1 pseudogene is annotated in these 440 nt (G+C 49.8%); it reads left to right on the forward strand.

Annotation, left to right across the window (positions count from 1 at the left end):
* Positions 1-365, forward strand: a pseudogene (locus tag FH871_RS34925) (class I SAM-dependent RNA methyltransferase); the annotation flags it as partial.
* Between the last annotated feature and the right edge of the window lie 75 nt (positions 366-440).

Below are 440 nucleotides of genomic sequence, written 5' to 3' on the forward strand. Positions count from 1 at the left end.
AAGTAGTAGAGAAGGCGGTCCAAGATGCCAAAGAAAATGCCCAAGCAAATGGCATCAGCAATGCTGAATATGTCTGTGCTCCAGCCGAGAAAACCATGGCAGACTGGGTCAAGGCGGGTATCAAACCGACTGTCATCATAGTTGACCCTCCTCGCAAGGGCCTGACCGAAAGCTTTATCAGGGCCAGCGTTGATACCGCCCCCGCAAAAATCACCTATATCTCCTGCAACCCAGCCACCATGGCGCGTGACATCAAACTCTACCAAGAACTGGGCTACAAGCTAGAGAAGGTACAACCGGTGGACTTATTCCCTCAGACGCACCACATAGAATGTGTTGCTCTATTGAAACGTAAGGCAGAATAAGAGTTCGGCTTGCATTCACATTTTTGGGCAAGCTGCTCAAAAGGTTCACCAAACCTTTGGACTTCCGCAAACGCA

The sequence above is a fragment of the Larkinella sp. C7 genome (assembly GCF_006149005.1).
Lineage (GTDB): Bacteria > Bacteroidota > Bacteroidia > Cytophagales > Spirosomataceae > Larkinella.